The following is a 16993-nucleotide window of genomic DNA, read 5'->3' on the forward strand; positions in this document are numbered from 1 at the left end:
GGCTGCAATCGGTTGGGCGTGGATGACGCATGGGAATGAATCGGCGTTGGCGATCAATGATTGCCGTTGATGATCCGGTGCACCGAATCGGCATAGCACTGCAGTTGTTCGAGCATCACGAACTCGTCGCCGGTATGTGCCTGGGCGATGTCGCCCGGGCCGTAGACCAGCGCGGTGTACCCGCCTGCGGAGAACAGCGACGCCTCGGTCCAGAAATCGACGGCATTGCCGATTGGCAGATCGAAGGCGTCGGCGATATCGCGTGCGGCAAGCCGGCGGTCTTCAGCGCGATCGATGTCACCCGACGGCAGGCTCGGACCACGGAAGGTTTCCTCGAAATGCACGGCGCCCGGCTGCGCGAATCCGGCGAAGGTCTCGAGCAACGCATCGACATCCATTGACGGCAACGGCCGGAAACCGAAACGCAGTTCGGCGGCCGGCGCGATCATGTTGGCCTTGATGCCACCTTCGACCCGGCCGATGTTGAAGCGAAGGCCGGTCAGGCCGCCGAAGCGCGCATGCGCCAGCGACTCGACATGGTCGAGCGCGCGTCCGCCCCAGCGCATCGCCTGGTGCAAGGCGCTGGCCGCCGGATCCTGCTTGCCGGATGCATGCCCCGCAGTGCCTGCGAAGCGCATCAGCACCGAACTGATACCGCGATGCGCGAGCACCGCTTCGCAATTCGTCGGCTCGGCGACCAGCACCGCCTCGAACTGCAGTCCGCGCGCAAGAAAGGCGGCGATACAGCGCGGATCGTTGGCCTCCTCGTCCGACGAAAACAGGAACGCCGCGTCGCCGCCGCCGGCATTGGCCGCCGCGATCAGCGCCGCTGCCGCACCCTTGATGTCGCAGACGCCGAGCCCGACGACACGATCGTCGAGACGTCGCATCACATGCGGATCGGCGCTCCAGTCCGGCGAGTCGGGCACCGTATCCAGATGCACGTTGAACAACACCGTCGGCGTACCGCGCATCGCGAACAGGCTCACCGCGCCGTCGCCGTGGTCGATCACTTCGACCTCGAAACCCGGCAGCTGGCCACGGATGTAATCGAAGATCCCGCCCTCGGCCTGGATCGCACGCGGTGGATTGCGGGTGTCGAAGGACACCAGCTGCTCGAGATGGTCGAGGGTCTGGCTGAGCAGGTCGGTCATGGCTTCACGTCGAGTATGGCGCGTCGGACACATAGAACCAGGCGGTCTTGATCAGCGCGTCTTCGACCTCGAACACCGCCATGCTGTCCATCGGCTGCGCCTGCAGGCCGTGAATGCGTTCGTGATCGAACACCAGCCTGCCGAGCACCGTGCGCGAGATCAGCTCGGCGCGCAGTGCCGGATTATTCAAGCGATGCTCGGCATAGAACGCCTCCAGCGCCCGGATGCCCTGCAGCGACGGCTGCAGCGCGGGCATGCGGAACGCCTGGAAATCCGCGGCGAAACACGCGACGAATGCCGGCAGGTCGTGGCGGTTGTACGCCTCGAACTGCCGCGCGACGGGGATGGTGGGATCGGACATCGACGGTGCGCCCTGGAGGTTCACTGCCGCCGCTGTGCGGAACGCGCGTTCCGCCGCGGCAGACATGCTCAGCGATTGACCTGCGCGTAGAGCGTGCTGCTCATGCCGAACAGCTTGATGAAGCCCTCGGCTTCTTCGACGCCCCAGTCCGCCGACTGCGCATAGGTCGCGCCCTTGGCGTTGAGGATGTGCGGCGAGGTTACCGCCACCGCGTCGACACGGCCGCCGCGAGTTTCCAGCACCACCTCACCGGTGACCTTGGCCTGCGAGGATTCGAGGAAGGCTTCGATGTCGGCCTTGAGCGGATCGTGGAAGAATCCTTCATAGACCAGCTCGGTCCACTTGCGCGCGACTTCGGGCTTGAAGCGGTTCTGCTGCTTGGTCAGCACCGCTTCCTCGAGCGCGCGATGCGCGGCGAGCAGCGAGACCAGGCCCGGCGCCTCGTACACGATGCGGCCCTTGAGGCCGATCACGGTGTCGCCGGTGTAGACGCCGCGGCCCACGCCGTAGGGCGCGAACAGGGCGTTGAGCTTCGCCAGGATCTGCGCGCCCGGCAGCGTTTCACCATCGAGCGCGACGGCCGTGCCCTGCTCGAAGCGGACCTTGACCTGCAACGGCGCTTCCGGCCATTCGGCACGCGGCGCGCACCAGCCACGGGCACCCTCGCCCGGCGCTTCCCAGCGGTCGATCTCGCCGCCGGACATCGTCAGACCCAGCAGGTTCTCGTTGATCGTGTAGGCCTGCTGCTTGGCGCGTACGCCGAAGCCGCGCTCCTCCAGATACGCCTGTTCGTAGGCGCGCGTCTGCGTGTGTTCCTTCTGGATCTCGCGGATCGGCGCCACGATGCGGTACTCGCCCTGCGCCTTGACCGCCAGGTCGAAGCGCACCTGGTCGTTGCCCATGCCGGTGCAGCCGTGCGCGATCGCGTTGGTGCCCAGTTCGGCGGCGCGCGCGAGCGCGGCGTCGACGATCAGATAGCGGTCCGACACCAGCAGCGGGTACTGGCCCTGGTAGGCCTCGCCGGCCCAGACGAAGGGCTTGACGAAACCGTCCCAGATCGCGGGACCACCATCGACGGTGACGTGACTGGCGACGCCGAGTTCGGCCGCACGCTGCTCGATGAAGGCACGCTCTTCGGCATCGACGCCGCCGGTGTCGGCGAACACGGTGTGCACGGTCCAGCCCTGCTCTTTCAGGTAGGGCACGCAGAAGCTGGTGTCGAGGCCGCCGGAGAAGGCGAGGACGATGTCGCGGGAGGTGTGGGCGCTGGTCATGGAGATGTCCGTGGGGATGCGGAAAAGAATTCGGAAGAAGTGCGGTGTGCGCGTCAGCGCATCAGGGTCGCCATGACCGCCTTCTGCACGTGCAGGCGGTTCTCGGCTTCGTCGATGGCGATGCACTGCGGCGAATCCATGACCGCATCGGTGGCCTTGACGTTGCGGCGCAACGGCAGGCAGTGCGAGAACACGCCGTTGTTGGTCAACGCCATCTTCCGCTCGTCGACGATGAAGTGCTGGTACTGGTCGCGGATCGGCTTCTCCGGCGCCCAGTTGCCGAAGAACGGCAGCGCGCCCCAGCTCTTGGCGTAGACGACGTCAGCACCGGCGTAGGCGCTGTCGATGTCGTGGCTCACATTGAGCGAGCCGCCGCTTTCGGCGACGTTCTGCGCCGCCCAGTCCATGTAGCGCGCGTCGAGCACATAGTCCGGCGTCGGGCACAGCAGGGTCACGTCCATCCCTAAGCGCGTGGCAATGGTCAGCGCGGAGTTCGCGACCGCGGTGTTGAGCGGCTTGGGGTGATAGGTCCAGGTCAGCACATACTTCTTGCCGCGCAGGTCCGCGGTGCCGAAGTGCTCCTGCAGCGCCAGCGCGTGCGCCAATTCCTGGCAGGGATGGGTGATGGTCTCCATGTTGATGACCGGCACCGGCGAGTACTGCGCGAACGCCTTGAGCACCTTGTCTTCGCGATCGACCGACCAGTCGACGAACTTCGGGAACGCGCGCACGCCGATCATGTCGACGTAGCGGCCGAGCACGCGCGCGACCTCGGCCACGTGCTCCTCGGTGTCGCCGTCCATCACTGTGCCGAGATCGAATTCGATCGGCCACGCATCCTTGCCCGGCTGCAGCACGATGGCGTGCCCGCCGAGCTGGAACGCGCCGAGCTCGAAACTGGTGCGCGTGCGCATCGACGGATTGAAGAACACCAGCGCGATCGACCTGCCCTTGAGCGCGTCGCCGAGCTTCTCGCGCTTGAAGCGGGCGGCATCGGCCAACAAGGCGTCGAGGTCGGGACGGGACCAGTCCTGCGTATTGAGGAAGTGTCGGATCGCGGTCATCGGTGGGAATCTCGTGGAGGCGATGGAGGAAGGATCGGATGGATCGATGAAACCGGTGTTTCGGAAACGAAAAAACCCGGCACCGGCCGGGTTTTCTGCAGAACAGCACGCATACGCGAACGACGTTCCGACTAGCCCGGGAGGATGTGGGCTTCCGGTCGGCGGGCACGCGAGGTCATCCCCGACGCCATGCGGGCGGAGGTGAGGATATCGGCGTTGGCGCGCAGGGCGTTCATGAGGCGCGAATCCTCGCACGCGGAGCCTTGCACTGCAACAGCGGCGGACGCGACATTCAACGCTCGCCGGCCGGTGGCACGATCGGCGTGACCGACACGCGCACACGGAGCCGGTTGCCGGGGTCATACGGCAGCCGCGAACGGTACTTGACGCCCTTGTGCACGTAGTCGACGTCGTAGGCGATCGGCCGGCGGAACTCGCGCTCGATCGGCACCATGCGGCAGTCGCCACCGGCGGAGCGGTCGGTCTCCTCGACCCGGTCTTCGTCCGAGCGCAGCACATCCTTGACCGCGCCGACCATGCGCGCGAAGCCGCGGCGCTGGTCTTCCGACGCGACCGGCGTTGTCGCCTCGCAGCGTTCGACCATACTGGTCGCGCGCAGGGTCTGGTAGACCGGTTCGGCACGCAGTACCTGGGCGTATTCGAGGCGCGCGTTCTCGGGCGCCGGCGGGGGGCTCTGGGCGAAGGCCGGGCACGCGCACACGAGCAGCGCTGCCAGCACAGGCAACGCAGGTTTCGCACGAGGGCAGTTTCGGAGCGCGATCGACACCGTTGCAGTGTAGGCCGCGCCCACCGGCGGGGGCTGAATCGATGCTGTCGTGTACACGAGCTGCGCCCGTCATCACGCAGCTTGCGGGCCGCTGACGCCCGGAGGCAGCGCAGCGCGGCGAGCGCCGTTAGAATCGTCCGGTTATCCCGGCGAGCCCGCCATGTCCCTGCATCTCTACAACAGCCTGACCCGCCGCCTCGAACCGTTCGCGCCCCTCGATCCCGCGTGCCCGACGATGTACGTCTGCGGCCCGACGGTCTACAACTATGTCCACATCGGCAATGCACGCGGTCCGGTCGTGTTCGGCGTATTGGCCGACCTGCTGCGGCGCCGCTTCGGCGCACTGAAATACGCGCGCAACATCACTGACGTCGACGACAAGATCAACGCCGCGGCGCGTGACCAGGGCGTGCCCATCTCGACGATCACCGACCGCTTCGCTGCCGCCTACCGCGCAGACATGGCCGCGCTGGGCATCGCCCCGCCGGACATCGAGCCGGCCGCGACCGCACACATCGGCGAGATCGTCGCGATGATCGAGCGCCTGATCGACAGTGGCCATGCCTATGCGGCGCAAGGCCACGTGCTATTCGCGGTCGGCAGCTTCGACGGCTACGGCAAGCTCTCGCGACGCGACACCGACGACATGATCGCCGGCGCCCGCATCGAGGTCGCGCCGTACAAGCGCGACCCCGGCGACTTCGTGCTGTGGAAGCCGTCGACCGATGATCTACCAGGCTGGGACTCGCCCTGGGGCCTCGGGCGTCCGGGCTGGCACATCGAATGTTCGGCGATGGCCGCCGCGCATCTGGGCGAGACGATCGACATCCACGCCGGCGGTGTGGACCTGCAGTTCCCGCACCACGAGAACGAGATCGCGCAGAGCGAATGCGCTCACGGCGGCGCGCCGTTCGCGAAGGTCTGGCTGCACAACGGCATGCTGACCTTCGCCGGCAGCAAGATGTCGAAGTCGATTGGCAACATCGAGCGTGTGCATGATCTGGTACAGACCCATGCACCCGAAGCGCTGCGCTATGCCCTGCTCTCGGCGCACTATCGTCAGCCGCTGGACTGGTCGGACGCGCTGATCGAGCAATCGGTGCGCACGCTGGATCGGCTCTATGGCACGTTGCGCGACCTCGCTGATGTCGAGGCCGAGGCGCGGATTCCAAATAGTATCGAGCGCGCGCTCGACGAGGATCTCAATACCCCGGCCGCACTGGCCGAGGTCGCCCGCATCGCCGGCGAGGCGCGCAAGGCCACGGATGCGTCCGCGCGCGCGACGCTCAAGTCGGAATTGCTCGGCGCCGGCCTCGCGCTGGGCCTCCTGCAGCAGCCCCCCGCTGACTGGTTCGCCCGCGGCGCCAGCGACGATGACGACGCGCGTATCCAGACCTTGATCGACGAACGCATCGCCGCCAAGCAGGCCCGCGACTTCGCCCGCGCCGATGCGATCCGCGACCAGCTGGCGGCCGAGCAGATCGTGCTCGAGGACACGCCACAGGGCGTGCGCTGGAAGCGCGGCTAAGGCGTCCTGTAGGAGCGGGGGGGGGGGGGGGGGGGGGGGGGGGGGCCGCCCCCCCCCCCCCCCCCGCCCCCCCCCCCGCTCCTACAGGAAGACAGGAAAAAGGCCCGCTTGCGCGGGCCTTTTGCTTCATCAGTCCAACGCTGCCTCAGACCTTGCGGAGCACCAGCGTGCCGTTGGTGCCGCCGAAGCCGAACGAGTTCGACATCACGTACTCGACCTGGTGCTCGCGCGCGGTCAGTGGCACGTAGTCGAGGTCGCAGCCCTCGCCCGGCGTGTGCAGGTTGATCGTCGGCGGAATGATGCCGGTGTGCAGCGCCATCGCCGAGAACACCGCCTCGATGCCGCCGGCCGCGCCCAGCAGGTGCCCGGTCATCGACTTGGTCGAGCTGACCATCACCTTCGACGCATGCGCGCCGAGCACGCCCTTGATGCCCATCGTCTCGGCGACATCGCCGGCCGGCGTCGAGGTGCCGTGCGCGTTGATGTAGCCGATCTGCGACGGATCGATCCCGGCATCATTGATCGCGGCGCGCATGCAACGCCCACCGCCCTCACCGTTCTCGCTGGGCGAGGTCATGTGGAACGCGTCGCCGCTCATGCCGAAACCCGCCACCTCGGCGTAGATGCGCGCGCCGCGCGCCTTGGCACGCTCGTATTCCTCGAGCACCAGCACGCCCGCGCCATCGCCCATGACGAAACCGTCGCGCTCCACGTCCCACGGACGCGAGGCGCCGGTCGGATCATCGTTGCGGGTCGACATCGCCTTCATCGAGCAGAAGCCGCCGACCGAAGTCGGCGTGGTCGCGAACTCGGCGCCGCCGGCGATCATCACGTCGGCATCGCCGTACTGGATCATGCGCATCGCCAGGCCGATGTTGTGCGTGCCCGTGGTGCAGGCGGTGACCGCCGCGATGTTCGGGCCCTTGGCGCCGGTCATGATGGAAACCTGGCCGGAAATCATGTTGATGATCGTGCTGGGCACGTAGAACGGCGAGATCTTGCGCGGGCCGCCCTCGGCGTATTTGATCGCGGTTTCCTCGATGCCCTTGAGGCCACCGATGCCCGCGCCGATCGCCACGCCGATGCGCTCGGCATCGGACTCACGCACGTCGATGCCCGCATCGGCGATCGCCATCAGGCCGCCGGCGACGCCGTAGTGCACGAAGGGATCCATCTTCTTGACGTCTTTCGGCGCGATCCACTGGGTCGCGTCGAAGCCCTTCACCTCGCCGGCGATACGCGTGGCGAAATTCGTGGCGTCGAAATGGGTGATCGGGCCGATGCCCGACCGGCCGTTGACGATGCCGTCCCAGCTCGACGCCAGATCGTTGCCCAGCGGCGAGAGGATGCCGATGCCCGTGATGACGACGCGGCGCTTGGCCATTGTTCAACTCCTGAGAAGTCGGTGGCGGCGCGGTGGGTCGCCGCCAATATGCACAAGGCCGCAACGCGGCCTCGTGCTGGAACCTGTGTGCCCTGCCGCGTCGCGGCCGGACCGGTCACACGCCCATCGGATCAGACCGTGGGCGCGGACGCGGGCATCAGCCCTTGGCGTGCGTCTTGACGTAGTCGATCGCCTGCTGCACCGAGGTGATCTTCTCGGCTTCTTCGTCCGGAATCTCGCACTCGAACTCTTCTTCCAGCGCCATCACCAGCTCGACGGTGTCGAGGGAATCGGCACCGAGGTCGTCGACGAAGGACGCGCTGTTGCTGACTTCTTCTTCCTTCACGCCCAGCTGCTCGATGACAATCTTCTTGACGCGCTCTTCGATGTTGCTCATGGGTAGTCTGCTCCGGGGAGGCGATTTTCGGTGGATAGTGTAAGGGAAAGCCGGGCGATGGGCGCACCACCATCAATGCCCTTGCCATTCAACGGCTTGCCCGAGGAAATAATGCGTGACTGCGGCCCGTTTCAGGGCATGTACATGCCACCGTTGACGTGCAGGGTTTCACCGGTGATGTAGGTCGCCGAAGGCCCCGCGAGGAATGCCACTGCCTGCGCGATGTCGTTCGGCTCGCCGAGACGGCCGAGCGCGATGCGTTCGGTCAACGCGGCCTTCGATTCCTCCGGCAGGTCACGGGTCATGTCGGTGGCGATGAAGCCGGGCGCGACCACGTTGACAGTGACGCCGCGCGAACCGATTTCCTTCGCCAGCGATTTGCTGAAGGCGATGATGCCGGCCTTGGCGGCGGCGTAATTCGCCTGGCCCGCATTGCCGGTCACGCCGATCACCGACGCGATATTGATGATGCGGCCCTTGCGCGCCTTCATCATCCCGCGCATCACTGCCTTGGAGCTGCGGTAGACGCTGGTCAGGTTGGTATCGAGGATGGCCTGCCAGTCCTCGTCCTTCATCCGCATCAGCAGGTTGTCGCGGGTGATGCCGGCATTGTTGACGAGGATCGAGATCGCGCCGAACTCGGATGCGATCGACTCGACCAGCGCTTCAATCGTGCCCGGCTGCGAAACATCCAGTACACGGCCATGGCCACCGTGCGCGGACAGGCGTTCGCCGATCGCGGTCGCGCCGGCTTCGCTGGTCGCGGTGCCGATCACGGTCGCGCCCTGCGCGGCCAGGGTGTCGGCGATCGCGGCACCGATGCCGCGGCTTGCGCCGGTGACGAGAACGATCTCGCCCGAAAGAGGTGCGCTCATGAGGACTCCAGTGAAACGTATAGGGCAGCGGATCCGACGGAGACAGTGCCTGTCGTGCCGGCCACGCGCAGTGTGCGCCGATCCGAGGCCGCCGGCTCAGACCTTCCAGTCTGCCAGCGCGGCGTCGAACTCGTCCGGGGCGCCGAGCGTACGCGTGTCGATCGACCTGTCGATGCGCTTCACCAGACCGGCGAGCACCTTGCCCGGACCGCACTCGGCGATACGCACCACACCGCGCGCCGACAGCGCCTCGACGCAGCGCGTCCACTGCACCGGCAGATAGAGCTGGCGCACGAGCGCATCGCGGATCGCATCGACACTCTCGTGCACCGTGGCATCGACGTTCTGCACCACCGGCAGCGACGGCGCATGCCATGCGACCGTCGCCATGGATTCGGCCAGCCGATCCGCAGCCTCCCGCATCAGCGGGGTATGCGAGGGCACGCTGACCACAAGCTTGACGACCTTGCGCACGCCGCGCGCACCGAGCAGCGAGATCGCGCGATCGACTGCGGCGGCGTGCCCACCGATGACGACCTGCCCGGGCGAATTGAAATTGGCCGGCACGACGACGCTGCCGTCCTCGGACGCATCGCGGCAGAGCTCGGCGACGAGCGCATCCTCCGCGCCGATGACCGCAGCCATCGCCCCCACGCCCGCCGGCGCAGCCGCCTGCATCAACTGGCCACGCAGGTGCACGAGCCTCGCACCGTCGCCGAGCGACAGCGCCCCGGCCGCGACGAGCGCGGTGTACTCGCCCAGGCTGTGGCCGGCCAGCGCGACCGGTGCGGGCCCGCCAGCCTGCTGCCACGCGCGCCACACCGCGACGCCAGCAGCGAGCAGCGCAGGCTGGGTGAATTCCGTCTGGTTGAGCCGTGCCTCGGGGCCTTGCTGCGAGAGCGCCCACAGGTCCACGCCCGCGCCTTCGGATGCTTCGGCGAATGCTTCGACGATCACCGGATGACGCTCGGCAAGATCACCCAGCATGCCCAGCGACTGCGAACCCTGGCCCGGAAAGACGATTGCGAGGTGCGATGTGGTCACGCGGACTTCCAGCCTAAAAACTGGTGGCGATGATAAGTGCGAAGCCGCGACATTGTCTGTACCCGGGCGTATGCGGTCGCGGCCAGGCACGTGCGCATACGCGCTTCAGAACAACATCCGCAGCAGCTCGATCTCGCCATCCTCGATCCAGTCCCACAGCACGGCGGCGACGAGCAACCCAGGCAGCAGCGTCGCGGCACGGACGACCAGGATCGAATGCGCGACGCGGCGCGCGGAACGCCCGAGCCACCGTATGCGCTGCGCAAAGCCCTCCAGACGCCCGACGCGGCCGGCGTGTGCGGCCACTTCCGGCTCGCGCTGCATCGCCCGCGACAGCAAGTCGGCGAGCACATCGGTGCGGCCGTCGTAGTACCTGGCCATCCCGAACGCAAACAGCAGCCAGTCGCGCGCCTGCGCCTGCGGCAGCGACATCACTTCAAGCGGGTCTTCCTCGAAATCGATGAAACCCACGCGGCCGCTGTCGTCGAGCGTGATGTTGCGCGGCATCGGCTGTCCCAGATAGGCGCCGCGCGCATGCGCATCGGCGATCGCGTCGATCACCGCGGACGTCAATGCATCGATACGTGCGACATCGCCAGCGGCGGCGCGCAACTGCGCGGCGAAGGTGTCACCGAGATTGCTCAGCAGCAGCGTGGATGCACCCTCGCCCAGCACTCGCGGCACGCGTACGCCCTGGGCGTCGAGTTCACCAAGCCGACGCGCCTCGATCCGCTTGGCCTCGCCGCCACCGGGATGGGACGGCGGGCGCAGCGCTTCGATGTCGAGGCCGCGCGCGATCGCATCGAGGATGCCGAGACCGAACCTGCGTTTGTCGCCGTCGGCGTAGGCCTTGAGCCAGGCATCGTCCCCGGCCACGACGATGGATTCGACGCCCATGCGGGAGCCTCCGTGTCGTGCGGACACGCAGGTCCGCGAAAATGGATCACTTGCAGGCCTGCGGCCCGCGGCGGGTCGACTCAATAGCGAAGTAGCGCCGAACCCCAGGTGAAGCCGCCACCGAAGGCCTCGAGCAGCAGCAACTGGCCGCGCTGGACGCGCCCCGAGCGCACGGCCTCGTCGAGCGCCAGCGGCACCGAACCGGACGAGGTGTTGCCGTGCTTGTCGACCGTGACCACGACGCGATCCATCGGCATGTCCAGGCGCTTGGCCGTGGCTTCGATGATGCGCAGGTTGGCCTGGTGCGGAATCAGCCAGTCGATGTCGTGGCGATCGAGACCATTCGCCAGCAGCGTTTCCTCGACAACCGAATCCAGCGCCTTGACCGCGTACTTGAAGACATCGCTGCCGGCCATCTGGATCCGCACGCCAGCGTTGGGCTGGTCGTCACGGAAGCCCGCGGATACACCGACCGGATTCCACAGCAGTTCCTTCTTCGCGCCGTCGGCGTGCAGATGGGTGCTGAGGATGCCGGTTTCGGCATCGGCCTTGAGTACGACCGCGCCGGCGCCATCGCCGAACAGCACGGCAGTGGTGCGTTCACTCCAGTCGACCATGCGGGTCAAGGTTTCAGCGCCGACCACCAGCACGGTTTTCGCATCGCCCGACTTGATGAACTTGTCGGCGATCGAGAACGCGTACAGGAAGCCCGAACACGCGGCATTGACGTCGAACGCGCCGCAACCGTTGGCGCCCAGCCGCGCCTGCAGCAGGCAGGCGGTGGACGGGAAGATGATGTCGGGCGTGGTGGTGCCGACGATGATCAGATCGAGTTCGGACGCGGAGACACCGGCCGCTTCCATCGCGCGCGTTGCCGCGTGGAACGCGAGATCGCTGGTGGTCTCGCCCTCGGCAGCGATGTGACGCTCGCGGATGCCGGTACGGCTCGCGATCCATTCGTCGCTGGTGTCGACGAACTGGGCGAGGTCGTCGTTGGTCAGCACTTTCTCGGGCAGATAGCTGCCGGTGCCGGCAATGCGGGAATAGATGCGTTCGCTGGTCATCTGCGGAGCGGCCCTCGCGTCAGGCGCATGTTCGAAAGGCGGCATCCCTGCCGACGGCAGACGCAGCCGCCCGTCAGAGACGGTGGCTGCGCCCGGTACATCGTGCGCCCGCCAACGATCTGGCGGACAGCGGGAATCAGTCTGCCTCGACGACGCGCGTCTTCGGCTGGATCACCTGCTTGCCGCGGTAGTAGCCGTCAGCAGTGATGTGGTGACGGATATGGGTCTCACCCGTCGTCTGGTCGGTCGACAGCAGCTTGGCACTGAGCTTGTCGTGCGCGCGACGCATGCCACGACGGGACGGGGTGACACGGGATTTCTGCACAGCCATGGGAATTGCTCCAACAGGTTCTAGTTGTTTCGATCGTTCTTCAAACCCGCCAACGCCGAAAACGGGTTGACGCGTGTCTCTTCTTCGCTCGACACCGGCCAGTCGCGTTCGATCGCTTCCGAGCCAGGCGCGACGGGAATCGCGGGTATTGCCAGAATCAGTTCGTCCTCGACCAGCGCGACCGGCGACAACGCACCATCGCCTTCCAGCAGCAGCGCCTCGTAATCGGGCAGCAGGCCGGCCTCTTCCGCTTCGTCGCGGATCAGCCCCAACCGCTGCTCGAGATCGAGCGGCCACACGAAGCGCTTGAGCGTCCGCTGACACACCAGCGGCAAAGCCGCCTGGATGCGCAACAGCGCGGACGGTTGCTGCAGCGCGTCGCGACCAAACTCGATCGAGCAGATCACGTCATCGCCTTCGACATCGGCCAGCAGGTCGCGCAAGCGCGTCAACGACGCCAATGGCAGACGCCCGTCGAGGCGAGCGCCGCCTGCGACCATGCGCCAGGCATCGACCAACTCGGGCATGTGCGCGGACATAGCCGCCGAATGTTAAAGAGGCGATGGCGCACTGTCAAACTGCGCTGGGCCCGGTGCGCGACAGCGCGGCGGATTTGCCGTTGCCGCACTCGACCGGGCAGACTGGCCCGCCGCGCCACAGGACCCGCCGCTTGCAGCCGATCCCCAGCCTGCTGCTGGCCATCTGCCTGGCTGCGGCCATTGTAGTGGTCTGGCGTCATCACGTCCGGCGCAGGCATCGCGCCTACGCGCGCGTGCTCGACGCCGCCGACGCCCTTGAGGCGCGACTGCGTATCGCACGCGCGCAGATCGGCCCAACCGGCGGCGATCCAGTGCGCGATGCCCTGCAGGAGATGTTGCGGCAGAGGCTCTGGCTGCAGCAGCACGGCGCGCACGCGGATCTCGCTGCGCTCGCAGCAATGGAGGCGTCCATCGCGCAGGCACTGGCCCGCATAGACCGGCAGCTCGCCCAACTGGCACTGGCGCGCGCCGGGGGTGGTGCATGAGCGCGCCGCTGATCCTGGGTTCGACATCCGCCTACCGCCGTGCCCTGCTGGACCGCCTGCGGCTGCCGTTTACCTGCGCACGGCCCGCTGTCGACGAGACACCCCGCGACGGCGAGGCCCCACACGCGCTCGCGGTCCGGCTGGCGCTGGCCAAGGCCGAGGATGTTTCCATGCGGATGCCCGGCGCCTGGGTGATCGGCTCCGACCAGGTCGCCGCGCTGGAGGGCCGGCCACTCGGCAAGCCCGGCGGTCGCGAGGCCGCCATCGCACAATTGACCTCGATGTCCGGCCGCCGCGTGGTGTTCCACACCGCCCTGGCACTGGCCCAGACAGGACAGGCCACGCTTGAGCCCAGGACCGCACCGACGTCGTCTTCCGCACGCTCCGCGCGGACGAGATCGCGCGCTACGTCGATGCCGAACAGCCGTTCGACTGCGCGGGCAGTTTCAAATGCGAGGGGCTCGGCATCACACTGTTCGACGCGATCCACAGCGAGGATCCGACCGCACTGGTCGGGTTGCCGCTCATCGCCACCGCGCGGTTGCTGCGCGACGCAGGCTACGCCCTGCCCTGATCAGCGCTCTTCGAACGGTGCGAAGCCTTGGCTATGGAGCACGTCCAGCCGGGCTTTCGCCTGTTCGCTGCGGCCGAAATAGATCTCCTGCAAGATCGCATCGTCTACGGCCGGGTACTGATCGCGGATCGCGGCCGCAGTTTGAACGCTTCGCTCCGCCACCTCGCGCGCCTTCTTGGTCATGTGTAGGGCATTGAAGGCGCCCAGAATCAGCACAACCATCACAAAGCCCCGGAGCAGACTTCTCATGGATGGCCGCATTCCCTGCAGAGTGAGCGCCACAATGCCGAGCCAGCCGATCCAGAACATGGAGGAAAAACTCACGTAACGCGATACAAAGGCATGGTCGTGACCGAAGTCGGCGACGCGCCCCAGCGCTGTAAGCGCCGCCGCGCCCAGCGAGAAGGCCATGCAGGCCAACCAGAAGCGAGCCCGTTGATCCCTTCGCGACAGCAGCGTGCAGGCACAGCCCGAGATCAGGGCGAGCACCGTCAGCCACGGCGCCAGGCCTGTCGCGAAGCGGGCGACGCTGCTGCCGATGTAGTTCAGCACATAAGCCGCGAAGTCCGCGGGCGCTGGCATCTGCAACGCGGTGCTGCCGGACGCGATCATCACGATCGCAATTGCGGCCAGCGCCCAAGGCGCGGCCAGCGCCAAGCGCCGGCGCCACGACAGGACCGGACACACAAGGATCAGGCCTAGCGCTACCGGCACAACGGCCAGCCCGGTACTGAAACTGGTGACCGCCACCAGCATCGCCAGCAGCGCGACTCCGTTGTCACGCCAGTTTGGCGCGGGCCGCGATAGCACTGCCAGCACGACAGCGCATCCAGCCAGGCACAGGAATACGGCGACCTGCCAGCCCCATTGTGTATTTGCCAAGTGCCCGGGATGCAGCGCAAAGCCCACCAGCGCAGGCAACAGCCAAGCAGGCGCCGTATCCGGCAAGGCGCGCCGCATAGCGCGCAACATCAGCCATGCATAGATAGCCAGCAGCGACCACGCGAGCACGCAATCGAGCAGAGTCTGCCCGCCGGACAGCCACGTCGTGCCGAGCAGCAGCGCATACGCGGGGAAATGCAGGTGGCTGCCGTCGTGCATGCGCAATGCTTCGGACGACAGGAAGGCGCCGCGCTGCCATGCCTCGTACATCGGCACCAGATCCAGATGATCCCAAAGCATCATCGGCACATGCCAGGCCAGCGTTGCGGCAAGCAACAGCAACGCCATACCCCAGGCCATTCCAATCGTCGCCCATCCGAAACCGGCGGCGTCCCGCATCCTTGCTTCCATCAAAACCCCCGTCCTTGCGCGAATTCTAACCGGCGAGACGGAAGCGTGTCGGCTTAACGTGTCGCCGGCGCGACTTTGATCGGCTGCTCGGCCCAGCGCTCGACCGAGCCGTCGTTGCCTCTGATCTCCAGCCCGAGCCAATGACGGCCCGGCCCAAGTGCGGACGGATCGACCATTGCTGTGAATCCGATGTTGACGCCCACCGGATCGCGCGAAGCGCCGGCCAGGAACTGCTCGACGATCCAGGGGTTGGGCGCGCCGTATTGCGCCTCGGCGACCGGCACACCATCGAGCGTGACCGCGATGGATGCGATGCCGCTGCCGTCCTTGAGCGCCCAGCCACGCATTTCGAACGGCGCGTCGACGCTTGCACCCGCCACGGGAGTATCGACATAGGCGATCGCCGGCGTCACGCACTCGCCTCCAGCTGCTCCCACATCCGCATCGAACCGCGACAGGATGAAACGCTGCGCGCCGCGATCCGCATTGACCACGCGCGAAACCGGCAGCGCCCCCATGCGCGCGCAGACGGCCTGGTAGCGCTGCAGCAGGGCACTGAACTTCACGTCATTGGCACCGGTGACCAGCAGGACCGGGCGCCCCGAGAGTTCCGCGCGATCATCGAGCTGCAGGTTCCAGAGCTGCAGCTGGGGCGCGCGGCCGTGGTGTCGGTTGAGCGGATGATCGAGCACGCGGATGCGCGGATCACCGAGTGCGAACCCGAGTTCGGCGCCGATCTTGAAGTTGTCGGCGACGAGCACCGTGTCGGCCGGCATGGCCGCGAGTTCCTCGCGTACCGCGTCGGCCAGCGTGTCCCAGCCGGCGAAGTTCGACGGATACCACTTGAGCCCCGCACTGCGCTCGCGCACTTCGGGCGCCGAGACGGCCGCGTAATAGCCGATCACCCCGATGAAGCCGAGCGCCAGCGTCGCCCACATCGCGATGCGCAGCCAGCGCGGCCAGGCCATCAGCACGAATCCGACCAGCGGCAGCAATGCGAGATAGCCCGGCAACGGCCAGTGGAAGCTCGCGCGCTCGGTGTCAGCGACGAAACCCAGTGCGAAGAATCCGAGCACCATCAGGCCGCCGGATATCGCGAGGAAACGCGCCGCGTCATCCTGCGCCCGGCGCAGACGCCACGCCGCGATCAGCAGCGCGGCGAACAGCAGCGGCGTCACCATCACCGCCTGGATCACGATGAACTGCCAGCCGTCGGCGTGCAGCGCCCAGGGATGCCGATCGACCATTTGGAAGCGCAGTCCGGCTTCGGCGTTGTCGACGTTCCACACCAGTAGCGGGATCCACGCTGCAGCGCCGGTCGCAATCGCAATCCACACGCGCGGATCACGCAGGGCGTCCCGGCCCTTGGCGATTGCGAACAGGGCGACGATGCCGACACCGATCACGGCGATGAAGCGGTAGTGGCTCAGCGCGCCGAGCGACAGACCGAGCGCAAGCAGCAACGCACCGCCATGGGTCACCCCACGCAGCAGGCGCACGCCGGCATCCAGACACAGCACCGTCGCCAGCGCCAGCATCGCGTCGGGCAGCGCCATCACCCCGAGCGACCCGAGCAACGGCAGCAGCAGTGCGGCGCAGCCCGAGAGCCATGCCGCCTGCGGATCGAACTCACGCGCGGTCAGGCGCACCACCAGCCACGGCACCAGCGCCGAGATTGCGATGAAGGGCAGCCGCACAGCAAGCAGACCATCGCCGAAGACTTCGGTACCGATACGGATCAACCAGGCCGTGAGGCCCGGCAGGTCGGAATAGGCGAACGCGGGGTGCTGGCCTTCGAGCCAGTAGAAGGCCTCGTCGACGAACAACGGCAGGCGCGCGGCAATGGCGAGTTTGAGCAGCACGATCGCCGTCCACAAAACGACGAACACCGTGCGAATTTCCATCCGCCGCATTGAACTCGACCTCGCTACACTCGGGGGGA

17 protein-coding genes and 1 pseudogene are annotated in these 16993 nt (G+C 67.0%); 3 read left to right on the forward strand and 15 right to left on the reverse strand.

The features are described 5' to 3' along the window. Positions 1-53: 53 nt before the first annotated feature. The 5 genes from J2X52_RS12460 to J2X52_RS12480 all read right to left on the reverse strand — a co-directional run bounded on the left by J2X52_RS12460 (position 54) and on the right by J2X52_RS12480 (position 4640). Positions 54-1154 (reverse strand): acetylornithine deacetylase, encoded by a 1101-nt coding sequence (locus J2X52_RS12460; RefSeq protein ID WP_310153753.1) that lies wholly within the window; start codon positions 1152-1154, stop codon positions 54-56. A 4-nt stretch (positions 1155-1158) separates the two neighbouring features. Then, complete coding sequence (locus J2X52_RS12465) at positions 1159-1515, reverse strand: nuclear transport factor 2 family protein (RefSeq protein ID WP_310153757.1); 357 nt, start codon at positions 1513-1515, stop codon at positions 1159-1161. A 68-nt stretch (positions 1516-1583) separates the two neighbouring features. Beyond that, entirely contained in the window at positions 1584-2789 is a 1206-nt protein-coding gene (locus tag J2X52_RS12470; protein ID WP_310153760.1) for an argininosuccinate synthase, read from the reverse strand. A gap of 53 nt (positions 2790-2842) precedes the next feature. Then, positions 2843-3853, reverse strand: a complete 1011-nt coding sequence (locus tag J2X52_RS12475; RefSeq protein ID WP_310153762.1) for an N-acetylornithine carbamoyltransferase — start codon at positions 3851-3853, stop codon at positions 2843-2845. Positions 3854-4145: 292 nt separating this feature from the next. After that, on the reverse strand, positions 4146-4640 hold the full coding sequence (locus J2X52_RS12480) for a hypothetical protein (protein WP_310153764.1): 495 nt from the start codon (positions 4638-4640) through the stop codon (positions 4146-4148). Positions 4641-4800: 160 nt separating this feature from the next. On the opposite strand from J2X52_RS12480, the gene cysS reads away from it, so the two are divergent. Then, the gene (gene cysS, locus J2X52_RS12485) at positions 4801-6168 is read left to right on the forward strand and encodes a cysteine--tRNA ligase (protein WP_310153767.1); all 1368 of its coding nucleotides are present in this window, start codon (positions 4801-4803) and stop codon (positions 6166-6168) included. 145 nt (positions 6169-6313) lie between these two features. Here cysS and fabF read toward each other — a convergent pair whose 3' ends face one another. The 8 genes from fabF to J2X52_RS12525 form a co-directional block, all read right to left on the reverse strand. Then, entirely contained in the window at positions 6314-7552 is a 1239-nt protein-coding gene (gene fabF / locus J2X52_RS12490; protein ID WP_310153770.1) for a beta-ketoacyl-ACP synthase II, read from the reverse strand. 157 nt (positions 7553-7709) lie between these two features. Then, positions 7710-7949, reverse strand: coding sequence for an acyl carrier protein (gene acpP, locus J2X52_RS12495; RefSeq protein WP_232135906.1), 240 nt, complete (start codon positions 7947-7949; stop codon positions 7710-7712). A 131-nt stretch (positions 7950-8080) separates the two neighbouring features. After that, positions 8081-8824, reverse strand: coding sequence for a 3-oxoacyl-ACP reductase FabG (fabG, locus tag J2X52_RS12500; RefSeq protein ID WP_310153775.1), 744 nt, complete (start codon positions 8822-8824; stop codon positions 8081-8083). A 96-nt stretch (positions 8825-8920) separates the two neighbouring features. After that, positions 8921-9868, reverse strand: coding sequence for an ACP S-malonyltransferase (fabD, locus tag J2X52_RS12505; protein ID WP_310153777.1), 948 nt, complete (start codon positions 9866-9868; stop codon positions 8921-8923). A 105-nt stretch (positions 9869-9973) separates the two neighbouring features. Continuing rightward, the gene (locus J2X52_RS12510) at positions 9974-10765 is read right to left on the reverse strand and encodes a serine/threonine protein phosphatase (protein ID WP_310153778.1); all 792 of its coding nucleotides are present in this window, start codon (positions 10763-10765) and stop codon (positions 9974-9976) included. A gap of 80 nt (positions 10766-10845) precedes the next feature. Further along, complete coding sequence (locus J2X52_RS12515) at positions 10846-11829, reverse strand: beta-ketoacyl-ACP synthase III (protein ID WP_310153781.1); 984 nt, start codon at positions 11827-11829, stop codon at positions 10846-10848. Between the two features lie 136 nt (positions 11830-11965). Beyond that, positions 11966-12160, reverse strand: a complete 195-nt coding sequence (rpmF, locus tag J2X52_RS12520; RefSeq protein ID WP_310153785.1) for a 50S ribosomal protein L32 — start codon at positions 12158-12160, stop codon at positions 11966-11968. 20 nt (positions 12161-12180) lie between these two features. Beyond that, on the reverse strand, positions 12181-12699 hold the full coding sequence (locus tag J2X52_RS12525) for a YceD family protein (protein WP_310153788.1): 519 nt from the start codon (positions 12697-12699) through the stop codon (positions 12181-12183). 131 nt (positions 12700-12830) lie between these two features. Between J2X52_RS12525 and J2X52_RS12530 the strand changes: the two genes are divergently transcribed. Continuing rightward, positions 12831-13184 (forward strand): hypothetical protein, encoded by a 354-nt coding sequence (locus tag J2X52_RS12530; RefSeq protein ID WP_310153790.1) that lies wholly within the window; start codon positions 12831-12833, stop codon positions 13182-13184. Continuing rightward, positions 13181-13758 (forward strand): annotated as a pseudogene (locus tag J2X52_RS12535) (Maf family nucleotide pyrophosphatase). Before J2X52_RS12530 ends, J2X52_RS12535 begins: the two are co-directional and overlap by 4 nt. Here J2X52_RS12535 and J2X52_RS12540 read toward each other — a convergent pair. Both J2X52_RS12540 and J2X52_RS12545 read right to left on the reverse strand, forming a co-directional pair. Then, entirely contained in the window at positions 13759-15039 is a 1281-nt protein-coding gene (locus J2X52_RS12540; protein WP_310153793.1) for a hypothetical protein, read from the reverse strand. It abuts the pseudogene before it with no gap. A 65-nt stretch (positions 15040-15104) separates the two neighbouring features. After that, a complete protein-coding gene (locus J2X52_RS12545; protein ID WP_310153796.1) occupies positions 15105-16955 on the reverse strand; it encodes a glycosyltransferase family 39 protein in 1851 nt (616 codons plus the stop codon). Between the last annotated feature and the right edge of the window lie 38 nt (positions 16956-16993).

Origin of the sequence: Luteimonas sp. 3794 (assembly GCF_031456825.1) — a bacterium.
Classification (GTDB): domain Bacteria; phylum Pseudomonadota; class Gammaproteobacteria; order Xanthomonadales; family Xanthomonadaceae; genus Luteimonas.